Here is a 17,295-nt window from a genome sequence, read left to right as displayed (position 1 = left end):
CCCCGGGGGGGGTTAAGGTATAGACTGAGGCCATGGAAGGGTTCCCGGTTGTGGTGCGGGTGGACGTTCGCTTTCGCGATCTAGACCCCTTAGGCCATGTGAACAACGCCGTTTTCCTCTCCTACATGGAGCTTGCCCGCATCCGCTATTTCCAAAAAATCTCCCCCGATTGGCTGGAGGAGGGACATTTCGTGGTGGCCCGCATGGAGGTGGACTACCTGAAGCCCATCTTCCTGGAAGACGAGGTCCTGGTGGGGGTGCGGGCGGTGGGGATGGGCCGCTCCAGCCTGCGCATGGAGCACCGCATCACCGCTGGCGGCGTGCCCGCCGCCCAAGGGGTGGGGGTGTTGGTGTGGTTGGAAGGGGGAAAGCCCGCCCCCCTGCCCGAGGCGGTGCGCCGGCAGATAGAGGCCCTGGAAGGCCGGCCCCTAACCGCCTCGTAGCACGGCCACCGTTACCCCGTGCCCGCCCTCGTGGGGCGGGGCGTCGGCGAAGCTTTCCACCCGCTTGTCCCGCCTAAGGGCCTCGCGGATGGCCTGGCGCAGGGCCCCCGTGCCCTTGCCGTGGAGGAGGCGGAGGGTGGTGAGCCCTAAGGCCTGCGCCTCCTCCAGGGCTTGGTCCACCTCGAGGAGGGCTTCCTCCACCGTGAGGCCCCTTAAGTCCACCTCCTTCACCTCCCGCTTGGGTTTGGCCAGGAGGGGCTTGGGCGCCTCTTCCTGGGGTAGGGGCGTGAGCTCCTTGGCCTTCAGGCTCATCTTCAAAGGCCCCACCTGGACCAAGGCTTCCTCCCCCCGTACCTCCACCACCCGGCCCCGCTTGCCCAAAGCGGGCACCTCCACCAGGCTGCCGGGGGCGAGGCCGGGCGGGGGCGGGGGAGGAGGGGCCTTCTTGGCGTAGCGTGCCCGGAGCTCCATGAGCTCCCGGAGGGCGTCCCGCTTGCTTTCGGTTTTCGCCTTCTCCCGGATGGCCTTGAGCTCCGCCTCCACCTCCAAAAGCCTCTGCCGCACCTCCTCCTCCACGGCCTTTAGGCGGGCTTGCCGCTCCTCTTGGTAGCTTCTTTCCCGCTCCTCCAGCCTTTGCCGCAAGGCCTCGGCCCGGGCCAGCTCCCCTTCCAGGCGGCGTTTTTCCTCCTCCAGGCGGAGCCTTTCCGCCTCCAGGCGCTCTAAAAGGGTTTCCAGCCTTCCCCCTTCCGGCAGAAGGGCCTCCGCCCGCTGGAGCACCGCCTCGGGCAGGGAAAGCCTCCGGGCGATGGCCAGGGCGTAGCTCCGCCCCGGCACCCCCAGGACGAGCTCGTAGGTGGGGCGGAGGGCCTCGAGGTCAAAGCGCATGGAGGCGTTCAGGATGCCTTCCCGCCCCTGGGCGAAGGCCTTGAGGGGGGAGAGGTGGGTGGTGACCATCCCCTTCACCCCCCGCTCCAGAAGGGCTTCCAGGATGGCTTGGGAAAGCGCCGCCCCTTCCTCGGGGTCGGTGCCGCTTCCCAGCTCGTCTATGAGGACGAGGCTGTGGGGCGTGGCCTCCTCCAGCATCTCCTTTAGCCTTCGGAGGTGCCCGGCGAAGGTGGAGAGGTTCTCCTGCAAGGACTGCTCGTCCCCAATGTCGGCGTAGACCCGGTCGGGCCAGGCGAGAAGGGCCCTCTTGGCCCCGACAAAAAGCCCCGATTGGGCCATGAGGACCGCTAGGCCCAGGGTCTTTAGGAGGGCGGTCTTCCCCCCCATGTTGGGCCCGGAGATGAGGATGAAGCGGGTCTTTTCGTCCAGGGCGAAGGAGTTTTTCACGGGGTTTGGGATGAGGGGATGGAAGGCTTCCGCCAGCTCGTAGCGCTCGCCAAAGCGGGGGCGGGCGAGGCCCAGGTCCTTGGCCAAGGCGGCCTGGGCCTGGACCAGGTCCAAAAGGGCCAGGGCCTTGAGGGTCTGGGCCACCCCCTCGTCCTGGGCCAGGCGCTCGGAAAGCTCCCGCAGGATGCGGTTCACCTCCTCTTCCTCCTGAAGCCTCAGGGCCTGGAGGCGGTTGTTGAGCTTCACCACGGAAAGGGGCTCCACGAAGAGGGTGGCCCCGGACTCGGACTCGTCCAGGAGGATGCCGGGCACCTTGTGGGCGAAGCCCGCCTTCACGGGCACGCAGTAGCGGTCCCGACGCAGGGTGACAAAGCGGTCCTGGAAGGCCTCCCGGTGGCGGTCCATGAGGGCATAGAGGCGGTCCAGGATCTCCTGGCGGAGGGGCCTTAGCTCCCGGCGGATCTGGTGGAGGCGGGGGCTTGCCTCGTCCCTCACCGCCCCCTCCTCGTCCAGGGCCTTTTTCACCCGGCCCAGGAAGGCGCTGTGGTCCCCGATGGCCTCCGCCACCTGGCTCAGGGCGTTCCGTAGGGGGGCGAGCTCTTCCTTAAGGGCCATGGCCCCTTCCAAGGCCTGGGCGGCCTTGAGGAGCTCGAGGCCGGAAAGCTTGCCCCCGGAGAGGGCTTTCTGGTAGGCCTCCCGGAGCGACCCCGCCTCGGGGAGGGCGTAGGGGTAGCTTTGCGCCTCCTGGGTCAACTGGTGGCGCCGCTCGGCCTCCTCCCGGGAAAGGGGGGCGAGGGCCAAGGCCAGCTCCCTCCCCAAGGGGGTCTTGGCCCTTTCCGCCAGGAGGGCCCGCACCTTGGGGAACTCCAGGACCTCGAGGACGTCCCGCACAAAGAAAAAGTATACCCCGGAAAAGGCCTAGCGCTTAAGGAGGCGGAGAAGCCCCCAGGCCACCTGCCCCCCGGGGCCCGCCAGGAACTTCAGCCAGGCCCCTACCCGGCCAAGCTGGCCCAAAGGAAGGAGGGAGAGGAGGAGGAAGAGCCCCTCCACAAGCCGCCTCCGCTCCTCGGGGGAGAGGCGGTCCCACGCCTCCTTGAGGAAGGGCTTCCTTCCAGGCCTTTTGCGGGGCCCAGGCATCTTGCGCCCCATCCCCCTCATTCTAGAGGCTGGAAGAGGAGGTGGGTAACCTCTACCTCCCCCGCCACCTCCTCTGCCCTCAGGAGGTCCACCCCCCGGGGAAGCCGAAGCCGAGCCCCCTGGGGCGCAAAGAAGGCCCAGACCTCCTCGCCCCCGTACCGCCGCCGAAAGGCCAGGACCCCAGGGGGGACCTTCAGGGGCAAAAGCCCTCCCCAGCGCAGGGCGGGGTGGCGCTTCTTGAGGTCCACGAGCCGCTTCACGAAGGAAAGGACTTCCCGGTTCCAACGCCCCTGGTCCCAAGGGAAGGGGGCGCGGCAGTAGGGGTCGCCCTTCCAGAGGGTGTAGGGGTTGGGCTGGGAAAGCCCCACCTCGTCCCCGTAGTAGATGGCGGGGCTTCCGGGGAAGGCGAAGAGGAGGGCGTAGGCCAGCTTGAAGCGCTCCACATCCCCCCTAAGCCGCCAGAGGGCCCGGGGGATGTCGTGGGAGGAAACCAGGGTGTACATGGCGTGGCGCACCTGGAGGGGAAGGGCCTGGTAGGGGTCCAGGAGGGCCGGCCAGACCTCCTCTGCCTCCAGGGCCACCGCCCGCCCGTGCACGTCCCGCCCCGAAAGCCACGCCATCACCGGGTGGGCGAAGCCGGCGTAGTGCATGGCCCCGTCCAGGGTGTGGGCCCTTAGGGTGGGGGTGGTATCGTAGGAAAGCTCCCCTAGAACCAAGGCGTCCTCCCGCTCCTCCTTGGCCGCCCGGGCCAAGGCCCGTAGCCAGCGGGCATTCTTGCGGTTGGTGCCCCCTTCCCCGATGGAGTGGGCCACGTCCAGGCGCCAGCCGTGGGCCAGGCGCAACCAGTGGCGGATGGGGGCCTTGGGGCTATAGACAAAGCGTTCCTGGGTGAGAGGGGAAGCGTAGTTCAGTTTGGGCATGTGCTTCACGCCCCAAAAGCTGGCGTAGCTTCCGTCCGGGTAGAAGGTGAACATGCCCCGCTCCGGGGCCTCGGGGTCTTTTAGGGCCTTTTGGAACCAGGGGTGGGTTGCCCCCACGTGGTTGAAGACCCCGTCCAGGATGAGCTTCATGCCCCGGGCTTCCAGGGCCTGGTAGAGGGCCCTTAGGGCCTCTTCCCCGCCCAGGTGGGGGTCCACCTGCAGGTAGTCTTCCGTGTCGTAGCGGTGGCTGCTGGGGCTTTGGAAGATGGGGGTGAGGTAGAGGGCCTCCACCCCCAGGTCCTGTAGGTAGGGGAGGGCCTCGAGGACCCCCCATAAGTCCCCCCCGTAGAACTCCCGGGCGCCGTCTTCCCCCGGGGGCTCGTGCCAGGCCTTGCGCCGGATGGGCCTATTCCCGTAAAGCCAGGCCCCCTCCTGGGGGGCGAGCTCCGGACGCCCTTGGCGGAAGCGGTCGGGGAAGATCTGGTAAAAGACCGCCCCCAAAGCCCAGGCCGGGGGCTGGGGGCCGGCCAGGAGGTGGAAGAAGCGGTCGTAGCGGGGAAGGGTCTTTTCCAGGCCGTGGCTTCCCCAGTACCCCTCGGGCAAGAGGAAGCAGTAGCGAAAGGGGCTCGTGTGGAGGAGGACCTCCGCCTTCAGGCCCCTTTCCCAAGGCACCAGGGGCTTTTCGTGGAGCTCCCCGTCCTTCTCGTAAAGGAGAAGCCCCTCCCTGGCCGGGGTTTCCAGGCGAAGCTCCACCGCTTCCCCCAGGTCGGGAAAGGGGGGGTGGACGTGTTCCAGGTCGTGGTGGTTCATTCCTTCACCGCCCCCGCCGTGTAGCCGGAGACGAAGTACTGCTGGAAGCCGTAGAAGAGGAAGAGGATGGGCAAGGAACCCAAGACGCTCGCCGCGGCGAAGATGCCCCATTTGGTTTGGAACTGCCCCGTGGTGAAGCTCCTAAGCCCCACGCCCACGTTCCAGCTTTCCACCCCGGTGAGCACCAGGTTGGCCAGAACGAACTCCGAGTAGGTGCCCACGAACTGGAGGAGGAAGATGAAGACGAACATGGGGGCGGAAAGGGGGAGGAGGATCCGGGTGAAGACCTGCCATCTGGTGGCCCCGTCCACCATGGCGGCCTCCTCGAGGCTCGGGCTGATGCTCTCCAGGTACCCCTTGTACACCCAGGTACCGAAGCTGATGATGCCCCCGGAGTAGGCCAAGACGAGGCCGGTGAAGGTGTTTAAGAGGTCCAGCCGGGAAAGGAGGTAGTAGATGGCCACCAGGGCCAAAAATCCAGGGAACATCTGCACGAAGATGAAGAAGAGGAGCATGGGGTAGCGCCCAGGCAGGTGGCGGAAGCGGGCGAAGGCGTAGCCGGCGGTGGCGGTGAGCAGGACCGCCAAAAGCCCCGTGAGCCCGGAGATGAGGAAGGTGTTCCGCACCCAGAGGAGGAACTTGGTCTCCGTCCCCTGCCCCGTGAACTGCTTGGGGGAAAGGAAGAGGGCGAGGAGGAAGACGAAAAGGGCCAAGGCGGCAAGGAGGCGGCTTTGCCAGAGGTCCATCCATTCCTCCTGGGGAAGAAGGCGGCGGAGGAGGCCGATTAGGGCCACCCCCAGAAGGGATAGCCCCGCCAGGAGGAGAAGCCCCATCTGGTAGGGGTAAAGGACCACCCCCCGCACCAAGGCGGCGTAGTTTTCCAAGGAGGGCTGGGGCAGGTAGGGGATGACCTTGGCGTCCAGGAGGAGGAAGCCCGTGTTGGGCCTGCGGAAGCTGAAGAGGTTGTTGGTGGGGTCAAAGCTCGCCGCCACCACCTGGACTACCGGGTAGTAGACCAAAAGGATGAGCCCCCAGAGGAAGAGGTGGGTAACCCCCTGGAGGAAAAGGGGCCAGGGGCTCCGTTTCCGCCCCTTGAGGCGGTTGGCGAGGGCGGTGTAGAGGAGGCTATAAAGGAGGATGAGAAGCGCCAAGCCCAAAAGCGCCAAGAGGGCGTAAGCCCAGCCATAGGGCACGAAGACGCTGCCAAAGGCCACCTGCTTGCGGTAAGACCCCTCGTCAAAGAGGCGGTGGGCCGCAAACCAGTAAACCCCATAGAGGGCTAAGCCGGTGAGGAGGAAGCCAAAAAGCCGCCGCATCTACCGCACCTCCCGTAGCGCCCCCGTGAGGCGGAAGTTCACCAGGCTTATGGCCACGGTGATGGCGAAGATGAGGAGGCTGATGGCTGCCCCCAGGCCGTAAGCCGACTGCCCTTCGGCGCTGAAGGCGGTCTTGTAGGCCCAGGAGATGAGGATGTCCGTGGCCTGGGCCGTGGCCAGCCTCCCTTCCTGGGCCGGGCCGCCCCCGGTGAGGAGGTAAATGATGTAGAAGTTGTTGAAGTTGAAGGCGAAGGAGGAGAGCAGAATGGGCACCATGGGCTTTTCCAAAAGGGGCAGGGTGATCCCCCAAAGGGCCTGCCAGGGGGTGGCCCCGTCCACCTTGGCCGCCTCGTAGAGCTCGTCGGGGATGGTGGAAAGGGCGCCCAAGGTGGCTGTCATCATGTAGGGGAAGCCAAGCCAAAGGTTCACCAGGAGGATGGCCACCTTGGCCCAGTCGGGGTCGTTGAGCCAGGGGATGGGGTAGACGCCCAAGACCCCCAGGAGGCGGTTGATGGCCCCGAAGTTGTAGTTCAAGAGGGCCACCCAGACCTGGACCGTGATGACCCCGGGTAGGGCCCAGGAGACGATGAGCACCGTGCGGTAGAAGTTGCGGAGCTTGAGGTTCTTGTTGTTCAGGATAAGGCCCAGGACCAGGCCGAGGAGGGCGTTTAAAAGCACGGTGCTCCCGGCGAAGATCACGTTCCACACGAAAACGGGAAGGAGGGCCTGGCTCGCTTGGGAAAGGATGAAGGCGAAGTTCCTTAAGCCCACGAAGCGGAAGGCGTTCACCTTGGCCACGAACTCCGCTTGGAAGGGGAGGGCGCGGTCCAGGACCAAGGCCTTCCCTTCCGCCTCCAGGATGCGGGCCCGGGCCCGGTGCCCTTCGGCGTAGACCTCCACGGGTTCGCCCTGGCAGGGGTCGCAACGGAGGGCCTCGGCCACAGGGGCTTCCAGGACGAGCCTCTGGCCCTCTTGCCCCAGCACCCGGGTTTCCGTGGAGCGGTCGGGAAAGCCGTTTTTCTGTCCCGAGTAATCGGTGAAGGCCAAGTAGATGGTGAGGCCGATGGGGTAGAGGGTGAAGACCAAAAGAAAGGCAAGGGCGGGCAGGAAGTAGTACCAGTCGGAAAGCCAGGGGAAAAGCCGCTCCAAGGCCACCGCCCCCGGCAGGAGGACGAGGAGGGCCAACACGAGGATGGTCCAGCCTGGGGGGGCCAGGTAGGCCTCGAGGGCGAAGTACCCCAAGACCCCTACCCCCGTGGCCAGGAGGAGGAGGCCAAGGAGAAGGGTGAGGGCCAGGAGGAAGCCTTTTAGACCCGGTGGATGCTTCATGGTCTAACCATAAACCCCCCACGGGGGAGGAGAGTCCCGTGGGGGGGTGGGCATAGGCCTTTACTTGCCAATGGCCTTTTTGATCTCGGCCACCATGTCTTCCACGATCTTCTTCACGTTGGAATCGGGCCGCTGGATGGCCAGGCTAATGGCGTTCCCCCAGGGGCTCCAGACCTTGCCCATTTCCGAGATGTTGGGCATGGGGGTGCCCAGGGCGAAAACCTTGGAAAAGCCCGCCACCACCGGGTCCTTTTCCAAGGTCTTGGCCGCGCTCTTGGACACGGGGATGCGGCCTCCCGCCTGGTTGAAGGAAACCAGGTTCTTGCCGGTGATGAGGGTCTTGGCAAAGTTGACGGCGGCGGTTTTGTTCTTGGAGTAGGCGTTCACCACCACCCCCTGGACCCCGAGGAAGGGCCCCCAGGGGTTCTTGGCCCCGGGCGGGGTGGGGAAGGGGGCGATGCCGAAATCGATCTTGGCCTTCTTGTAGTCCCCGAGAGCCCAGGGGCCGTTGAGGATCATGGCCAAGGCCCCGTCCTTGAAGGCCCCATCCGCCACGCCGTAGTCCACCCCCTCGGGCACCAGGTTGTAGCGGAAGCGGAGATCCTTGATGAACTGGAGCGCCCTTTCCCCCACCTCGCCGCCCAGGAGGAGCTTAGAGGGGTCTAGGTTCCCCTTGTTGTCCTTGCCGAAGACGTTGTCCGCCCCGTAGGCCTTGAAGAAGCCGAAGTTGAAGTAGGGGTCGCCGATGTTGTAGAGGAAGCCGAAGGTGGAGCCGGTGGTAAGCTTCTGCGCCAAGCTCAAGAACTCTTCCCAGGTCTTCGGGGCCTCCTTCACATACTTCTTGTTGTAGATGAGGGCCACGCTCTCGGCGAAGGCGGGCAGGCCCATGAGCTTGCCCCCGAAGGTGAAGGCCTCCACCGCCACGGGCTGCAGGTCCGCCAGGTAGCTTTGCGTCACGTACTTGCCCATGGGCTCCAGCACCCCCGCCTGGGCCATCTCCCCAAGCCAGTCGTGGGGGATGGAGACCACGAGGTCCGCCGCCTGCCCTTGGGGAGCGCCCAGGATGAACTTCTGCTTTATGTCCCCAAAGGGCACCTCCACCACCTCCACCTTGGTGCCGGAGGTCTTTTCAAACGCCTGCGCCTGGGCCTTGAGCCACTCCAGCTCGGGGCCGCCAAAGTGGGTCCAGACCGTGATCCTTCCCTGGGCTAAGGCCAGGGAGAGTCCGAGGGCCAAAACCGCCAGGAGCGTTCGCATATCCCACCTCCGGGCGCTTGGTAGCGTTTCCGCTAAGGGTTTTATCCGCGCCCTGCGCCCCAAGTATACCCCTTCTTGGGAAGGGCACAAGTCCCTAGTGGAGGGCCCGGAGCACCTCAAAGGCGATGAGGGCCAGGATGGCCACCTCCACCGCTTGGGTGCGCAGATGGGCCACCTCCTCCGTCACCATCTCGTAGGTGGCCTCCAAGACCCTGAGCTTCTCCTCCACGCTCTTTTCCAGCTCGTGGGCCCCGTAGAGCTCCAAGGCGGCGCGGTAGATCTTGGCGTAGAAGAGGTCCTCGGTGATGCGTAAGGCCCCTTCCATGCGGGCGCGCACGTCGGCGATCTCCGCATGGCGGGCCATGAGGCGGCGCCTCAGGCGCTGGAGCCGACCGTAGCCCCAAAGCCCCCGTTCCTTGAGCACCTCGGGCACCGCCTCCAGCTCCTCCGTGAGGACCCGGTCGTAGTAGGAAAGCTCCAAAAGCTGGGCGTGGACGAATTCCACCAGATCCGCCACGTCCCAGATGCCCTCCGAGTCCAGGATGAGCACCCGGTCAAAGCCCAAAAGGGCCAGGTCCTCGGTGGAGTAGCTGTAGCGGTAGCGCTCCATCTCCCGGCGCACCTCGGGGGCGAACTCCTCCGCCGTGCCCATCCACAAGGGGGTGAGGTCCACGGGAGGCTCGTGCGCCTTGGCCCCCTCGAGGCCCAGGGCGTGGTAGACGGCGAACTCCTCGGAAAGCCGCTTCTCCTCGGGGCGGAGGAGCGCCCCTTGCAGGTAGGGCTCCAATGCGGCGAGCTCCGCCAGGAAAAACCCCTCCCAAAAGGGGAGCTCGGGGACTTTGAGCCCTTTGTCCAGGAAGACCCCCCAGGGCACCTTCTCCCCCAGGTGGATGCGGAAGGAGAGGGAAACCACCCCGAACTCGTAAAGCCGGGCGGTGAGGAGGCCAGAAAGGCCCTCCACGCTCCGCACCCCAAGCTCCACCTCCGCCGGGGGGTTTTGGAAGCGCACCGCTCCCAGCCTCGCCCGGGAGAGGCGGAGGCGGGGGGTGGAAAGGCGGGAGAGGTCGATCTCGTCCGCCAGGTCAAAGAGGCGGTAAAGGGCGATGTGGGGGGAGAGGAGGTTCATTCCAGCTTGGAAACCTCCCGGGGTGGGGGCCCTTCCCTGTAGGCTTCCAAAAGGGCCTTAAGGGCCCTTCCCCGGTGGGAGTAGCGGGCCTTTTCCTCTAGGTCCATCTCGGCGAAGGTCTTCCCCGCCTCGGGCACGTAGAAGAGGGGGTCGTAACCGAAGCCTTTCTCCCCCCTTGGGGCTTCCAGGATGTAGCCCTCCACGCTCCCCTCGTAGGCCTCGGCGTGCCCGTCGGGGTAGGCCAGGACCAAGACGGCCACGAAGCGGGCCCTGCGCTCCTCCCCCTTGAGGTGGCGCATCCTTTCCAGGAGGTACACGTTCCGCTCCCGGTCCGTTTCCCTTCCCCCATAGCGGGCGGAGTAGACCCCAGGCTCGCCGCCCAAGGCGTGGACCTCGAGGCCCGAATCGTCCGCCAGGGCGGGGAGCCCCGTGGCCTTGGCCACGTGGGCGGCCTTGAGGAGAGCGTTGTCCAGGAAGGTGGCCCCCTCCTCCTTGGGCATGCGCAAGGGGAAATCCGCCAAGGAAAGGAGGGTCCAGCCCAGGGGGGCGAGGCCCTCCTTTAGCTCCCGCACCTTGCCGGGGTTGGAGGTGGCCAGGACCACGCGCATCCTTTTCAGAATACTCCCTTTAGGGCGGCCACCACCTCTTCCGGGGTTTCCACGGGGGTGAGGAGGCCATAGTCCTTGGGGTCTATGGCCCCCTGCTCCTGCAAGAAGGCCATCCAGGAAAGAAGGCCCTGCCAATAGTCCCGGTTCAGGGCGAAGACGGGGAAGGGGTGGACCTTTTCCGTCTGGATGAGGACCAAGACCTCGGACAGCTCGTCCAGGGTGCCAAACCCCCCGGGCAGGAAGACGAAGGCGTGGGCGTAGCGCACGAAAAGCACCTTGCGTACGAAGAAGTAGCGCACGCTGAGGGCGTGGGTCTGGTAGGGGTTGGGCTTTTGCTCGTGGGGAAGCTCAATGTTGAGCCCCACGCTCACCCCGCCCGCCTCGTAAGCCCCCCGGTTCACCGCCTCCATCACCCCGGGCCCGCCCCCCGTGACCACCCCGTAGCCCGCCTCGGCCAGGGTTTTGCCCAGGCGGTAGCCCAGGGCGTAGGCGGGGTGGCCCTCGCCGAAGCGGGCGGAGCCGAAGACGGAAACCAAGGGCACCTCAATCTCGGAAAGCGTTTCAAAGCCCTCCACGAACTCTGCCAGGATGCGGAAAAGCCGCCAAGCGTCCTCGTGGTGGAGCTGGTCTATGAGGGGCTTCTTGGGCATGCCTCCATCCTAAAGCTCTTCCAGACTCACCCGGTATAGGGTTTCCACCCTTTCCCCAAGCCGCTCCGCCAGGGCCTTGTAGCTTTCCGGGTCCCCGGTGACGTAGTGGACCACCTTCCCTTGGCCCTCCGGGTTCAAAAGCCCGGCTTGGGCCAGGGCCTCGGCCACCCGCTTGGCCGTGGCCTCGGCGGAGTCGATGAGCCTCACCCCAGGAAGGACCCTTTCCAGGGTGGCCTTGAGGAAGGGGTAGTGGGTGCAGCCCAGGATGAGGGCCTCGAGGTCCTTGGGGGCCTCCTCCAGGTAGTGCCGGGCCACCAGGAAGGCCACGGGGTCGTCCCATAGCCCCTCCTCCACCAAGGGGACAAAGAGGGGGCAAGCCTTGGCCCAGAAGAGGGGCACGTACCGCTCGTAGGCCCCGCTTTCCACCGTGGCCTGGGTGCCGATGAGGCCCACCTTGCGGTAGCCCCGTGCCACCTCCGCCGCCGGCTCCAACACCCCAAAAACGGGGACGGAGAGGTCCTCGGCCAGGTCGGGCAGCGCGGCGGAGCTCGCCGTGTTGCAGGCCACCACGATGGCTTTCACCCCTTGGCGCAGGAGGAAGCCCGCAATCTCCCAGGCGAAGCGGCGCACCATGGCCAGGGGCTTACCCCCGTAGGGAACGCGGGCGGTGTCGCCGAAGTACAAGAAGTCTTCCCGGGGCAGGGCTTGCCGGAGCGCCTTGAGCACCGTGAGCCCGCCCACCCCCGAGTCAAAGACGCCGATGGGGGCCTTGGGGTCCTTCACGGCCCGCCATCATACCTGGACGGGGAAGGGGGGGTGCTATACTATCAGGGTTGCCCCGAAGGGGGCGGGTACGAAGGAGGTGCGCAAGTTGCGGCTGGTCACGTCCGAGTCGGTCACGGAAGGGCACCCGGATAAGCTGGCGGACCGGATTTCCGACGCCATCCTGGACGCCCTCATCGCCCAGGACAAGAAGGCCCGGGTGGCGGCGGAAACCTTGGTCACCACCGGGCTCGTTTTCGTGGCGGGGGAGATCACCACCGAAGGCTACGTGGACATCCCCAACCTGGTGCGCAAGACGGTGCGCGAGGTGGGCTACACCCGGGCCAAGTACGGCTTTGACGCGGACACCTGCGCCGTGCTCACCGCCATCGACGAGCAGTCCCCGGACATCGCTGGGGGGGTCAACCTCTCCTACGAGTGGCGGGTGCTGAAGTCCACCGATCCCCTGGACCGCACCGGGGCGGGGGACCAGGGGCTCATGTTCGGCTACGCCACGGACGAAACCCCCGAGCTCATGCCGCTACCCATCACCCTGGCCCACCGCCTCACCATGCGCTTGGCGGAGGTGCGCAAGACCGGGCTCCTCCCCTACCTGCGCCCCGACGGCAAGGCCCAGGTCACCGTGGTCTACGAGGGGGACAGGCCCCTTTACGTGAAGACCGTGGTGGTTTCCGCCCAGCACTCCCCCGAGGTGGAGCAGGAGCAACTGCGGGAGGACCTGGTCCGCGAGGTGGTGCGCCAGGCTATTCCTCCGGAGTACCTGAAGGAGGGGGAGACGGAGTACCTCATCAACCCCTCGGGCCGTTTCATCCTGGGCGGCCCCCACGCCGACACCGGGCTTACCGGGCGCAAGATCATCGTGGACACCTACGGGGGGGCGGTGCCCCACGGGGGTGGGGCCTTCAGCGGCAAGGACCCCACCAAGGTGGACCGCTCCGCCAGCTACTACGCCCGCTACATGGCCAAGAACCTGGTGGCGGCGGGGCTCGCCAAAAGGGCCTTGGTGGAGCTCGCCTACGCCATCGGCAAGGCCAGGCCCGTGTCCTTGCGGGTGGAGACCTTCGGCACCGGGGTTCTCCCCGACGAGAAGCTTACGGAGATCGCCCAGAGGGTCTTCGACCCTAGGCCCTTGGCCATCATTGAGGAGCTGGACCTCCTTAGGCCCATCTACACCCCCACCAGCGCCTACGGCCACTTCGGCCGCGCCGGCTTCCCCTGGGAGGAGACGGACCGGGTGGAGGCCCTGCGCCGGGAAGCGGGCCTCTAAGCCACGCTTTTTTGGCCCCCTGGGCCCGGGCCCAGGGGGCCTAACCGATTTCCACCCGGTTTTTCCCCTTGCGCTTGGCCCGGTACAGGGCCTCGTCCGCCCGCTTGAGGAGGGAGAGGGGAGAGTCCGTGGGAGCGGCCTGGGCCACCCCGAAGCTGGCGGAAAGTTGGGGCACCGGGGGGACCTTGAGAAGGGCCACCGCTTGGCGGAGCCTTTCCGCCAAGGCCAGGGCTTGGGGGAGTTCGGTCTCCGGCAGGAGGACGGCGAACTCCTCGCCTCCTAAGCGCACCGCCCGGTCGCTTTGGCGGATGTGACGCTCCAGGCACTCCGCTAGGGCCTTGAGCACCCGGTCCCCCGCCTCGTGGCCGAAGGTGTCATTCACCCCCTTGAAGCCGTCTAAGTCCAGGGTGATGAGGGAGAGGGGGCGGCCGTAGCGCTGGACCCGGAAAAGCTCCCTTTCCAGAACAAGCTCCAGGTAGCGGCGGTTGCGCAGGCCGGTGAGGAAGTCGGTGTAGGCGTCCAGTTGGGCCTCGAGGTACCCCTCCTTGATCCGGACCAGCATGTAGAGGAGGCCCACGTAGGCCAGATTGGCCCCGAAGAACTGGGCCAGGGCGTTCACGTGTTCTGGGTGGTAGTGTCCGCGGAAGGCTCCCAGGAGGGAGAGGAGGAAAAGGGTGAGAAGGTAAAGGAGGGCCAGGCGTACCGCCTGCCGGGTGTGGAAGAAGAGGAAGCCGCTAAAGTACACGAAGGGCACCCAGAAGGCGGCGGGGGAGAGCCCCATGGGGTTGGGCCGGAAGAGGAGCTGGTAGGCCAAGGTGGCGAGGAGGTAAGAGGCCACCAGGGCGTGGGCGCTGGGCAGGACCCAGGAGGCGGAGCGGGGCCGAAGCCAAAGGGCGGCGGTGAGGAGGGCAAACCCCAGGGCCAAAAGGGGCAGGAAGACCCGGTCCACGGGGTCTAAGGTCACCCTTTGGGAGGCGAAAAGCGCCACTGCGGCGAGGACTGCTCCCAGGGGCAAAAGCCATAGGGCTACCCGCCTACGGAGGGGGTTCAAGGGGTCTAGAAGCTCGAGGGTGGGCTGCAAGCTAATCCCAGTGTACCGCCCTTCCCAAAGGCCCACGCCCCCATCTTGCCAGGACCCCCCTTAACGGGGCCTTAACGCCTTCAGTCTTCCAAATAGGTGTACCCCTGGAGCTCCCGCACGTACCGCTCCAGGAAGGTCCCTTTCTCCGCCGGGGAGAGGCGGCTTTGCCGCACCAGGCGCTCGACGCCCTGGAAGAGCTCCCGGGCGGCGAAGCCCATCTTCTCGATGACCTTTTCCGCCGTTTCCCCGGGTACGAAGCGCTCGATGGCGAAGCCCTCCTCGTCCACCACCACATGGGCTTCCCCCACCTGGCCGAAGAGGTTGTGGTTGCTTCCCAAGACGTCCTGGTAGGCCCCCACCAGGAAGACCCCCAGGTAGTAGGCTTCCCCGGGGCGGATGGGGTGGACGGGAAGGCTCTGACGCACGTCGTGCAGGTCGATAAAGCGGTCAATCTTGCCGTCGGAGTCGCAGGAGATGTCCACCAAGGTGGCCTGGCGGGTGGGGGGCTCGTGGAGGCGGGAAAGGGGCACGATGGGGAAAAGCTGGTGGATGGCCCAGGCGTCGGGGAGGCTTTGGAAGATGGAGAAGTTGCACACCAGCTTGTCGGCGAGGAGCTTTTCCAGGTCCTCAAACTCGTCGGGGGCGTAGGGAAGCTCCTGCACAATGCCGTAAACCCGCCTGGCGATGTGGTAAAAGATCTCCTCCGCCAAGGCCCGGTCTCGTAAGGACACCAGGCCCAGATCGTAGAGGGTTTGCAGGGTTTCCTTATCGGCGAAGGCGTCGTGGTAGACCTCGCGGAAGTTCTTGGCGCTTAGGCTTTGCAGGCCCTCCCAGAGCTCCTTGACCAGGGGGTGGGCCTCCTGTGGCGGGGGCTCGGGGCGCTTCTCCCCCGGGGGGGTGATGACGTCGATGACCTCCAGGACCAGGACCTGGTGGTAGGCGGTGACCGCCCGCCCCGACTCGGTGACCAGGATGGGGTGGGGCTCGCCGTGCGCCTCCACCACCTCCTTGGTCACGTAAACCAGGTCCTCGGCGTACTCCAGGAGGGTGTAGTTGGCAGAGGCGTAGAAGTTGGTCTTGGAGCCGTCGTAGTCCACGGCCAGGCCGCCGCCCAGGTTCAAGTAGCGGAGGGGAGCCCCGAGCTTCCTCAGCTGCACGTAGGTCTGGGCCGCCTCCCGCACCGCCATTTTGATGCGGCGGATGTCCGTCACCTGGCTCCCAATGTGGGCGTGGACCATGACCAAGGCGTCCAGGAGGCCCTCTTCCTTTAGGATCTCCACCGCCCGGATGATCTCCGGGGTGGTGAGGCCAAACTTGGCGTTTTCCCCTCCCGAGGCCTCCCACTGCCCCGCCCCCTTGGCCTTGAGCTTGTAGCGGATGCCGATCTGGGGCTTGACCCCAAGCTCCTTGGAAAGCCGCACCACCCGGGGAAGCTCGGCGAACTTCTCCAGGGTGATGATCACGTTCCGCCCGAGCTTCCGCCCCATGAGGGCCAGGCGGATGAAGTCGTCGTCCTTGAAGCCGTTGGTGGTGATGAGGGCTTCTGGGGAGAGGTCCTGGGCCAGGATGAGGGCGAGCTCCGCCTTGCTTCCCGCCTCGAGGCCATAGTGGTAGGGCCTTCCCGCCTTGGCCACCGTTTCCAACACCAGCCGCCTCTGGTTCACCTTCACCGGGTAGACCCCTCGGTAGGTGCCCCCGTAGCCGTACTTTTCCATGGCCCGGCGGAAGGCCTCGTTGAGCTCGCGGACCCGGGCCTCGAGGATCTGGGGAAAGCGAAGCACCAGGGGCAAAGGCCTCCCCTCGTCCCGCAGGGCCTCCACAATCTCCAAAAGCGAGGCGGCAGGGCCCTCGGGGCCCAAGGGGGTTACCTCCAGCTCCCCGTCCCGGCCCACGCGGAAGAACCCCGCGCCCCAGTAGGGCACCAGGTAGATCTCCTCGGCTTCTTTGGGGGAAAAGCACCTGGCCGTCTTCAATCCGGGTCAACCTCCGCCCTTGAGTGTAGGGCGGAAGGGCCCGCTTGTGAAGGGCTAAGGTACAGGTAGCCTTCCCCTTGGGGGATGGGGCCTTCCGGGTCCACCAGGTAGAGGAACGCTCCCCCGGGCTCGTTCACCACCACCCGCCCCCTGGCCCAAAGGAGGGGGCGCAGGGGCTCTGCCGCTTGGAAGGCGATGGGCAGGGGGCCAAGTTCCTCCTCCACCCCCTCCAGGAGGTCTAGCCACGCCCCTAGCGCCTCGGGCGTGAGGCCTTCCGGTACCCAAAGCCGCACCGCCCCCGCCTTGTCCCCAAAAAGGCGAAAGCGCCTTAAAAAGCGGCGCAAAACCCGCCTTTCCTCCCCCGAGGGGCGGAAGGTGAGGTGCTTGTGCCCATAGACGCTAAAGCGGAAGCCCTCGGGGGCCAGGGCCCGGAGGCGGCGAATCGTCATGGGGTCCGCCACCCGGTGCCACCAGGAAAGCTCCACCGTGGGGAAGGCCTGGCGGTAGGCCTTGAACCCGCCCGGGTAGCCTTTGTAGCCCCGAAGCCCCTTTTGGATCATGGGAGCCAGGCTTCCAAGAAGGCGAGCCCCATCCGGGCCATCAGGGGGGTGATGGCATGCCCCGCTCCCTCCTCCACGAACCAGGCCAGGCGGCCTTCCCCGTAGTGGGGCCGAAGCGCCTCCACCGTCTTCTCCATGCGGGCCAGGGGGACGATGAGGTCCTTGGTGCCGTGGAGGTGAAAAAGGGGCACCTCGCCGTAGTTTTCCCCCCGAAGGGCGGGGGGGCGCTCGTAGAGGGCCTGGACCCTGGGGTCTTCCAGGGCCTGTCCCTGGGGTAGCTTCATGGGAAACCCCGAGCCGATGAAGGCCAAGGCCCCCTGGGCCCGGAAGCCCTCCGAAAGGAGGAGGTGCACCACAAAAGCCCCCAGGCTCCCCCCCGCCAGGAACAGGGGGAGGCCGAAGCGCCCTTGGGCTGCCTCCGCCACGGCCCGGGCCTCCTCCCCGAAGGCCAGGGCCACCTGGTAGACCTCCTCCACGTAGCGGGGGCTTTTGGCCGAGGGGGGGCTTCCCCGTTTCCCGTGCCTCGGGGCGTCAAAGGCGAGGAGCAAAACCCCGGCCTCGGCGTAGCCGGGAAGGAGGGAGAGGATGTGCTCCTTGGAGCCTTGCAGGCCATGGAGGGCGAGGAGGAGGGCCTTGGGCGCCTCGGGGAGGTGCGCCAGGACGGGAAGCCCGGCCAAGGTGAGGGTTTCTTCCCGCATCGCCA

General features: G+C 66.4%; 16 protein-coding genes. 2 read left to right on the top strand and 14 right to left on the bottom strand.

The features are described from left to right. Nucleotides 1-32: 32 nt before the first annotated feature. Nucleotides 33-443 carry an acyl-CoA thioesterase gene (locus tag ABXG85_RS06360; protein ID WP_353512885.1) on the top strand — a complete coding sequence of 137 codons (411 nt, stop codon included), beginning with the start codon at nt 33-35 and terminating at the stop codon, nt 441-443. Here ABXG85_RS06360 and ABXG85_RS06355 read toward each other — a convergent pair. The 10 genes from ABXG85_RS06355 to murI all read right to left on the bottom strand — a co-directional run bounded on the left by ABXG85_RS06355 (nt 429) and on the right by murI (nt 11,711). Beyond that, complete coding sequence (locus ABXG85_RS06355; protein ID WP_353512884.1) at nt 429-2,666, bottom strand: endonuclease MutS2; 2,238 nt, start codon at nt 2,664-2,666, stop codon at nt 429-431. The two genes, ABXG85_RS06360 and ABXG85_RS06355, sit on opposite strands and share 15 nt — an antisense overlap. A gap of 27 nt (nt 2,667-2,693) precedes the next feature. Further along, nucleotides 2,694-2,924, bottom strand: coding sequence for a hypothetical protein (locus ABXG85_RS06350; RefSeq protein ID WP_353512883.1), 231 nt, complete (start codon nt 2,922-2,924; stop codon nt 2,694-2,696). A gap of 5 nt (nt 2,925-2,929) precedes the next feature. Beyond that, a complete protein-coding gene (locus ABXG85_RS06345; RefSeq protein ID WP_353512882.1) occupies nt 2,930-4,642 on the bottom strand; it encodes a glycoside hydrolase family 13 protein in 1,713 nt (570 codons plus the stop codon). Beyond that, a complete protein-coding gene (locus ABXG85_RS06340; RefSeq protein ID WP_353512881.1) occupies nt 4,639-5,958 on the bottom strand; it encodes a sugar ABC transporter permease in 1,320 nt (439 codons plus the stop codon). The genes ABXG85_RS06345 and ABXG85_RS06340 overlap by 4 nt, the downstream gene beginning before the upstream one ends. Next, nucleotides 5,959-7,287, bottom strand: coding sequence for an ABC transporter permease subunit (locus tag ABXG85_RS06335; RefSeq protein ID WP_353512880.1), 1,329 nt, complete (start codon nt 7,285-7,287; stop codon nt 5,959-5,961). It lies immediately after the preceding gene. Between the two features lie 60 nt (nt 7,288-7,347). Continuing rightward, entirely contained in the window at nt 7,348-8,544 is a 1,197-nt protein-coding gene (locus ABXG85_RS06330) for a sugar ABC transporter substrate-binding protein (protein ID WP_353512879.1), read from the bottom strand. A gap of 94 nt (nt 8,545-8,638) precedes the next feature. Beyond that, nucleotides 8,639-9,670 carry a hypothetical protein gene (locus ABXG85_RS06325; RefSeq protein ID WP_353512878.1) on the bottom strand — a complete coding sequence of 344 codons (1,032 nt, stop codon included), beginning with the start codon at nt 9,668-9,670 and terminating at the stop codon, nt 8,639-8,641. Beyond that, the gene (locus ABXG85_RS06320; protein WP_353512877.1) at nt 9,667-10,278 is read right to left on the bottom strand and encodes an XTP/dITP diphosphatase; all 612 of its coding nucleotides are present in this window, start codon (nt 10,276-10,278) and stop codon (nt 9,667-9,669) included. Before ABXG85_RS06320 ends, ABXG85_RS06325 begins: the two co-directional genes overlap by 4 nt. Before the next feature lie 5 nt (nt 10,279-10,283). After that, nucleotides 10,284-10,928 (bottom strand): LOG family protein, encoded by a 645-nt coding sequence (locus tag ABXG85_RS06315; protein WP_353512876.1) that lies wholly within the window; start codon nt 10,926-10,928, stop codon nt 10,284-10,286. A 9-nt stretch (nt 10,929-10,937) separates the two neighbouring features. After that, on the bottom strand, nt 10,938-11,711 hold the full coding sequence (gene murI / locus ABXG85_RS06310; protein ID WP_353512875.1) for a glutamate racemase: 774 nt from the start codon (nt 11,709-11,711) through the stop codon (nt 10,938-10,940). Nucleotides 11,712-11,799: 88 nt separating this feature from the next. On the opposite strand from murI, the gene metK reads away from it, so the two are divergent. Continuing rightward, nucleotides 11,800-12,978 carry a methionine adenosyltransferase gene (gene metK / locus ABXG85_RS06305; protein ID WP_353512874.1) on the top strand — a complete coding sequence of 393 codons (1,179 nt, stop codon included), beginning with the start codon at nt 11,800-11,802 and terminating at the stop codon, nt 12,976-12,978. Between the two features lie 40 nt (nt 12,979-13,018). Here metK and ABXG85_RS06300 read toward each other — a convergent pair whose 3' ends face one another. The 4 genes from ABXG85_RS06300 to ABXG85_RS06285 form a co-directional block, all read right to left on the bottom strand. Beyond that, entirely contained in the window at nt 13,019-14,059 is a 1,041-nt protein-coding gene (locus tag ABXG85_RS06300; protein ID WP_353512873.1) for a GGDEF domain-containing protein, read from the bottom strand. 80 nt (nt 14,060-14,139) lie between these two features. After that, on the bottom strand, nt 14,140-16,032 hold the full coding sequence (speA, locus tag ABXG85_RS06295) for a biosynthetic arginine decarboxylase (protein WP_353512872.1): 1,893 nt from the start codon (nt 16,030-16,032) through the stop codon (nt 14,140-14,142). Next, nucleotides 16,029-16,592, bottom strand: coding sequence for a DUF72 domain-containing protein (locus ABXG85_RS06290; RefSeq protein ID WP_353512871.1), 564 nt, complete (start codon nt 16,590-16,592; stop codon nt 16,029-16,031). The genes speA and ABXG85_RS06290 overlap by 4 nt, the downstream gene beginning before the upstream one ends. Beyond that, a complete protein-coding gene (locus ABXG85_RS06285; protein ID WP_353513026.1) occupies nt 16,589-17,290 on the bottom strand; it encodes an alpha/beta hydrolase in 702 nt (233 codons plus the stop codon). Before ABXG85_RS06285 ends, ABXG85_RS06290 begins: the two co-directional genes overlap by 4 nt. Between the last annotated feature and the right edge of the window lie 5 nt (nt 17,291-17,295).

It is taken from the genome of Thermus sp. LT1-2-5, from assembly GCF_040363165.1.
GTDB lineage: Bacteria > Deinococcota > Deinococci > Deinococcales > Thermaceae > Thermus.
This window is presented reverse-complemented; position numbering and strand designations above follow the sequence as displayed.

Coding starts and splice junctions, on each gene's coding strand:
- ABXG85_RS06360 (WP_353512885.1), top strand. CDS start 33: ATGGAAGGGTTCCCGGTTGTGGTGCGGGTGGACGTTCGCTTTCGCGAT.
- ABXG85_RS06350 (WP_353512883.1), bottom strand. CDS start 2,924: ATGGGGCGCAAGATGCCTGGGCCCCGCAAAAGGCCTGGAAGGAAGCCC.
- ABXG85_RS06345 (WP_353512882.1), bottom strand. CDS start 4,642: ATGAACCACCACGACCTGGAACACGTCCACCCCCCCTTTCCCGACCTG.
- ABXG85_RS06340 (WP_353512881.1), bottom strand. CDS start 5,958: ATGCGGCGGCTTTTTGGCTTCCTCCTCACCGGCTTAGCCCTCTATGGG.
- ABXG85_RS06335 (WP_353512880.1), bottom strand. CDS start 7,287: ATGAAGCATCCACCGGGTCTAAAAGGCTTCCTCCTGGCCCTCACCCTT.
- ABXG85_RS06330 (WP_353512879.1), bottom strand. CDS start 8,544: ATGCGAACGCTCCTGGCGGTTTTGGCCCTCGGACTCTCCCTGGCCTTA.
- ABXG85_RS06325 (WP_353512878.1), bottom strand. CDS start 9,670: ATGAACCTCCTCTCCCCCCACATCGCCCTTTACCGCCTCTTTGACCTG.
- ABXG85_RS06320 (WP_353512877.1), bottom strand. CDS start 10,278: ATGCGCGTGGTCCTGGCCACCTCCAACCCCGGCAAGGTGCGGGAGCTA.
- ABXG85_RS06315 (WP_353512876.1), bottom strand. CDS start 10,928: ATGCCCAAGAAGCCCCTCATAGACCAGCTCCACCACGAGGACGCTTGG.
- ABXG85_RS06290 (WP_353512871.1), bottom strand. CDS start 16,592: ATGATCCAAAAGGGGCTTCGGGGCTACAAAGGCTACCCGGGCGGGTTC.
- ABXG85_RS06285 (WP_353513026.1), bottom strand. CDS start 17,290: ATGCGGGAAGAAACCCTCACCTTGGCCGGGCTTCCCGTCCTGGCGCAC.